Below are 6,004 nucleotides of genomic sequence, written 5' to 3'. Positions count from 1 at the left end.
CTGAACACCGGGCTCATCGAGTTACTACCCTCGTGGTTAGAGAACGGTACTACACCTCGTGGTTAGAGAACGGTACTGAACACCGGGCTCATCGAGTTACTACCCTCGTGGTTAGAGAACGGTACTACACCTCGTGTTTAGAGAACGGTACTGAACACCGGGCTCATCGAGTTACTACCCTCGTGTTTAGAGAACGTATTCCTGCTGACGCGTTTACCCTCCACCCGTAACCGACACTGGCACCCATCGGGGTTCGAATCCCCGAGTCGGCTTCTGCGGCCTACTCCACCCGCAGACCACTCGAACGTGTCACCTCGATTTCTACCGAAGGGATTAAGGTGTCACCCATAGAGTGTTAGAGTAGGCAATCCCCAGCAGCGGGGAGCGCCTATCGAACGATGGAGCAACACAACCACCCAACAATGACACAGCGATACAGCGGTTACAGCGGCAGTGGCACTGGCAGCGGCAACAGCAAAGACTTCGATGACATCACGCTGAAGCTCCAGAAGTACAGCGCGATTCGCGTCAACGGCAAGCGGGTCAACGCGTTCGACTCGCAGTACGGTGACAAGTTCGTCATCGGCTTCGATGACGTGGAAGTGCTGGACGGCATCGTGTTCCAGCGCGACGACAAAGCGAACACGTGGAAGGTCTTCAGTCCCGGCAAGTTCTTCAACGTGGACCCGGACACCGGGAAGGTGTACGAGCAGGCAGAAGAAGACGAAAACGAGATGTCTGCACAGGACATCCTCGAACACCCACGCGTTCTCGGGTTCTCCGAAACCTTCGGTAGCGACGACTACTTCTACACGCCCGTCGGGGTCGTGCTGGAAGCGACCGAAGACATCGCGATGAACGAAGACATCGACGTGGAAAGCACGGACGAGCCAACCATCGTTGTTGGCGAAGTCTCGATGTTGCTCTCGAACAAGTCGTGGGTTCGCACGCTCGCGAAGCTCCTCACCGAGCAGGGTAACAACATCATCGAGAAGACGGAGAACGAAGACGGCAACGAGGTCGCGGTCACAGAGAGCCACGGCTGGCTCACCACGATGGACCCCGAACTGCGTGCCGGCATCGCCGGACGTGAGATGGAGCTGTTCATCATCGAGGAAACGCAGGACTTCAACGGCGAAGAGGTGACGTACACCACGCCCATCCTGCTGGACTCGAAGACGGGCGAGCGTATCACCATCGACAACCTCGATGGCGAGGGCGACGACGACGCACAGGAGGCCGAGGAGGCCCCTGCTGACGACGCCGACACGTCGGACGATGATTCCCCCACGGACGAGTCGGAAGCCGATGAGGCTGCCGACACGGACGACGAGGGCGACGACGAGACCGGCAGCGTCGAGGGCGAGTTCCCCGATGAACTCGAATCGCTGCTCGACTACTTCGCGAAGACTGACGGCACGGTTGAGCCGGACGAGCTTCGCAGCTTCGGCGAAGACGAGGTAGAGAACCCGGACGACGTGGACTGGGAGCTTGGCGCGAAGCTCGTGGAGGAGCGAGCGTAATGCCCGAGTATTCCTTCCTCGTTCGAAAGGAGGATAACACGGAGACCGAGTACCGGACTCGGGGCAACGCGCTCTCCGCACAGGAGGCGGTTGACCGTACCTACGAGCGGTACCCCAACGGGAAAATCATCAAGCAACTCTACGGGTCGCCGGTTCCCGACAGCGTAGACGTGCTTAACCCGAACCTCGAAGGCGAGCAGGAAGCCGATGACGACGGGGACCAGACGGTCGCTGAGTCGGTGACCGAAGACGGCGAGGAAGAAGATGACGCCGCGATGGTCCCACCGCCCATCGACCCGGCGGAGTTCACCGTGAAAGAGGTTCGCGCTGAACTGGCCGAGCGGGACATGAGCGATGGCGAGCTTCGTGGGCTGCGAGTCAGTGAAGAGGGCGGCGAGAACCGTGTCACGGTCATCGATGCGATTGATGACCGGCTGAATGGCGAGTAAGCCAATGGGCAAAGACACGGTGAACCTCGGTGTGGAGTTCGATGCCGACGACTACGACGAAGGCGCACTGGACGCGCTGGACACAGTCGAAGTCGCTGCCGGCAAGAAAATCCAGCTTGAGCAGTTCGAGCCGATTGACGATAACGTGTCGTTGAGCGCCGACCTTTCCGGGCTGGACATCGAGACGAAAGTCGCGGTCATCAACGAGCTTGGCGAGATGGCACGCGATGCCTGCGAAGCGAACATCGCACGGCGCTACGAACAGCACGTGCGGAAAGAAGCCTTCGGCGAGTAGGCTCACTAACTCGCTCGCGTTTTTGCGCACACAGTTACGGGGGTAACCACAGCGCAGTACGCGATTCCGACTTCACATGACAAACGACAAACCAACACTACACGAAGTATCGCAGATGCGTTATGACTGGGGCCTCGAAGGTGAAGAGGACACACATCTCACGATGTTCCTCTCCTTCATCAACGGTGGCTTCGTCCTCATGACGGGTCTGTCCTCTGGCGGGAAGAACGCAGTGGTCAACGCTGCTGCGTACTGTCTTCCCGGCGGGGGAGAAACGGCAGACGAGTCCGACTGGACGTACCCGATTTCGACCAGTCTCTCGAAGACCCAACTGTTCACCGACCACGAGAACGTGAACGCAAAGCCAGTCCACATCCACATGGACGTTTCGAGCATCCGTGATAAGCAGTTCCTCGAAGACATGTGGAAGGCGCACGGTGAGGGCAACGAAATCACCCACTCGTGGACTGAAGTGATAGGGCAGGAGCGTGTGTCGCGTTCCCAGACGCTCAAGCCACCGAACTGCATGGTGTTGTTCCTCGCAGAAGACAACGAATCGGTGGACATGAACGACTACCCGGAGGTTCGCAATCGGGCGCTACTGCTGCCCATTGACGACTCCCAAGAACTCACCGAAGACGTGAACACGCGACAAGCGGAGATGGAATCCGGGCTGGTGAGACGGAAGGTAACACCAGAGCGAACCGAAGAAATCCGTGAGTACGTCGGCTCCATCCCGATGAGTACCTACGGCGATGATGGCAGCGGTGGGATGCTGAACCCCGTGGCTGTCGCTATCGACAACCAGAACCCACTACCACAGCACTTCACCGAAGCCCGCCGGGACTTCCCCCGACTGATGGACTTCATGGAAGCCGTGGCGCTATTCCACCACGACGACCGGCTGGAAGTGCCGAACAAGCTGCTCGGCGATGCAGCGAGGGGCGTGGTCACCATGCTCGTGACTCCTGCCGACGCATGGATGGCGATGCGAATCTTCGGCGAGAAGATGGTGCTGTCGGCGCTGAACCTGCGCGATAAGGACTTCGAGCTACTCTCCATCCTGCGGCAGAACCCCGACGTGGCGATGTCGGCGGACGAGCTTCAGATGGAGATGCGGGCGAAGGGCTTCAACATCACGACGCCCGACGTTCGCTCTTCGCTCGACAATATGCAGTACAAAGGCTACGTGCGAAAGGACACGGATTCTTCTCACGTCACGTACAACGCCACGCCGTTCGCGCAGAAAGCACGGCGCTACGTGGACTTGGACTGGGCGCAGGTGGTCGAAGACACGAAGCAGACAGCACGCGAAGCCCTGCCGCCGAAAATCGCAGAGCAGTACATCAGCCGGTACTGCCAAGGCGAAGGACTGCTGGTGACCCACCCGTTCACGGGCGAGACCATCAACCTCACCGAGCAGACCGCAAACGAACTCCAGCAGAAGGAGCAAGAACGCGCCGAGGAAGAACAGGAGTTACTGGACGACACGAACCCGTTCGGTGGGGGCGACTCATCGGATGACGACACCGACGATGGCAACGGAGGGTTGAGCGACTTCGCATGAGTCAGTGTCCGTGCTGTAACCTGACTCTCGAACCCGAGTACGCACTGGAGAATCGCTTCTGCCCGGTGTGTGACCATGCAGGTTGCACTGCACACTACAGCGAGCACTCCGACGAGCGCCTGAAAGTGCACAAGCAAAAGCGCCTCAACGAAGAGCAGCAATGAACTGGCAGAAGGAACTCTGGGCGGTGTCGAAGACATACGCGCCGGACTTCCCTCGCCGCGGCTCCGATGACGAGCTAATTCAAGCTCAGAGGAATGACCGCGCATCGTTCGTTGCTGGCCTGAAAGAAGCTTCTGAAGGCTCTAACCCCGGCTACTACTCAGTCTACTCCTTCCCGTGGGGTCACCCGATGGATGGTAACGTTCCAAGCGTGGACTGTATCTTCATCGACTTCGACGTGACCGGGAAGAACTACGACCCGAACTCGGGGAACACTGAGTTCGCCGATTGGAAGCGCGATATGAGCGCACTGCTCGCTCGAACTCGAATGATTGCTAGCGCCCTCATCGAGAAGGGCGCGGCGAAATACTTCCGGGCGGCACTCTCCGGGCACAAAGGCGTTCACCTCTACTTCGATTTCCCAGCCATTCATCCCGAGCAGGGTGAGTTCCAGCAGTTCAAGAACGGCCTGAAAGCCTACGGCACGGAACTCGTAGAGTGGCTGAACTATCTTGCGGGCGGCGTAGACATCATGCCGTGGATGGACGTTGACGGGTCCGACCTCGCGAGGTTGGCCCGGCATCCAAACACACGGCATCACGGCGCGGCCTACGACGACGTAGACCGTTGTTGCGTACCGCTGACGATGGAAGAACTCGCGGAGTTGAACGTCGATGGGTATCTCGACCTCACGGCGAGCTTCCGTCCGATGAGGCCGGCGCTACAACGCACCGAGAACGACCGCGCCGGCAAAGAAGTCGTACAGAAGATACGCGCTGCGAAAGCTGCGACGACCAGCGCAACGCGCTCATCAAACTACGACCCAAACGCAGTGAGGCGCTACAAAGAAAACGCGAACGAAGCGCTTGAACTCGAAGACCTACTCGACCCACTCATCATGGGGAACAAGCCGTGCATCCGGGCGTTCCGAGAGCGTGATGATGCCTACAACTACGGGCAAGAATCACGCATGATGGAACTCTCAATCATGGGCCACTTCATCGAGAAGGCGGTACCCATCGATGTGATGCACGAGTTCTTCGAAGTCATTCCCGGCTACGACGAAGCGACAACGCAGCAGATGTTGGAAGACCTTATCGGGCGACAGTTCCGCTCGTTTAACTGCGAGAGTATCGCAGGAGGCTACGACTACGACGGAAATCCCACCCGTGGCAAAGCGTCACGGTTCTGTCTGGGGTCGGAGTGCGGGGTCTACACCCGCAACGACGACATCCAACTGCACAACTGAAACGGCCCCCGCCCTCTCCCTCATCGTGTTCCCGAGAGTTAGGAACACAGCTCTACAATGGACCCACACGCGACCCTCCGACAATCCGAGCAGAACGTGCTGACGCTGCTCGATGAACAGACAACCTACAAAGAACTCGCGGAGATACTGAACATCTCCACGTCCACCGCTCGCGACCACATCTCGGCGATTCGTAACGCCGGCATCCCGCTGGGTGAAACGACGAAGGATGGCGAGAAAGCCTTCTATCGCAGTGAGGAAACCCGCGCTGCACTCGAACGAGAACGACCAGCGCCCACGTCCTCGAAGGCAGCCCACACGAAGGCGAAGAAGGAGATGCTGCACGTCCTGCAAGAGTGGCTTGCCGACGACCTGACGGGCCGCGCAGTGGTCGCAGAGGGCGGCATGCAGCGCCGCGACTCGAATCAAGACATGGTTATCCATCGGTCGGACGACCACCTCGGCGCGTTCTACGAAGACGAGAGAGGCACTGTGGTCTACAACGACGACATCGCAGCAGAGCGTGTTCGCACGGTCTCTGAGCGCGTGTTCAACCTGAAGGAACGGCAGGAAGATGCCGGAGTCACGTTCGATACGGCACACATCCTTCTCGGCGGCGACGGAATCCACGGCGAAGGCATCCACGACGACCAGCCGTGGGAATCCTGCCTCACTCTCATCGAGCAAATCGCGCTCTACGTGGACCTGTACTCGGAGTTCATCGACCGAGCAGCACGTGAGTTCCCGAGCGTTCAGGTG

Annotated in this window: 7 protein-coding genes; all 7 read left to right on the top strand. The window is 59.0% G+C overall.

Annotation, left to right across the window (positions count from 1 at the left end; genetic code table 11):
• The first annotated feature begins 398 nt into the window (after positions 1–398).
• Positions 399–1,523 carry a hypothetical protein gene (locus ACESMD_RS14750; RefSeq protein ID WP_372614457.1) on the top strand — a complete coding sequence of 375 codons (1,125 nt, stop codon included), beginning with the start codon at positions 399–401 and terminating at the stop codon, positions 1,521–1,523.
• Positions 1,523–1,972, top strand: coding sequence for a hypothetical protein (locus ACESMD_RS14745; protein WP_372614455.1), 450 nt, complete (start codon positions 1,523–1,525; stop codon positions 1,970–1,972). Before ACESMD_RS14750 ends, ACESMD_RS14745 begins: the two co-directional genes overlap by 1 nt.
• Before the next feature lie 4 nt (positions 1,973–1,976).
• On the top strand, positions 1,977–2,267 hold the full coding sequence (locus ACESMD_RS14740) for a hypothetical protein (protein WP_372614453.1): 291 nt from the start codon (positions 1,977–1,979) through the stop codon (positions 2,265–2,267).
• Between the two features lie 76 nt (positions 2,268–2,343).
• On the top strand, positions 2,344–3,834 hold the full coding sequence (locus ACESMD_RS14735; RefSeq protein WP_372614451.1) for a hypothetical protein: 1,491 nt from the start codon (positions 2,344–2,346) through the stop codon (positions 3,832–3,834).
• A complete protein-coding gene (locus tag ACESMD_RS14730) occupies positions 3,831–3,998 on the top strand; it encodes a hypothetical protein (protein ID WP_372614449.1) in 168 nt (55 codons plus the stop codon). Before ACESMD_RS14735 ends, ACESMD_RS14730 begins: the two co-directional genes overlap by 4 nt.
• Positions 3,995–5,245 carry a hypothetical protein gene (locus ACESMD_RS14725; RefSeq protein WP_372614447.1) on the top strand — a complete coding sequence of 417 codons (1,251 nt, stop codon included), beginning with the start codon at positions 3,995–3,997 and terminating at the stop codon, positions 5,243–5,245. Before ACESMD_RS14730 ends, ACESMD_RS14725 begins: the two co-directional genes overlap by 4 nt.
• 96 nt (positions 5,246–5,341) lie before the next feature.
• On the top strand, positions 5,342–6,004 hold a 663-nt coding region (locus tag ACESMD_RS14720), incomplete at its 3' end, for a winged helix-turn-helix domain-containing protein (protein ID WP_372614445.1).

It is taken from the genome of Halomonas sp. (assembly GCF_041689495.1).
GTDB lineage: Bacteria > Pseudomonadota > Gammaproteobacteria > Pseudomonadales > Halomonadaceae > Halomonas.
The sequence above is the reverse complement of the archived record's forward strand: the minus strand, read 5'-3'. Positions and strand labels throughout refer to the sequence as shown.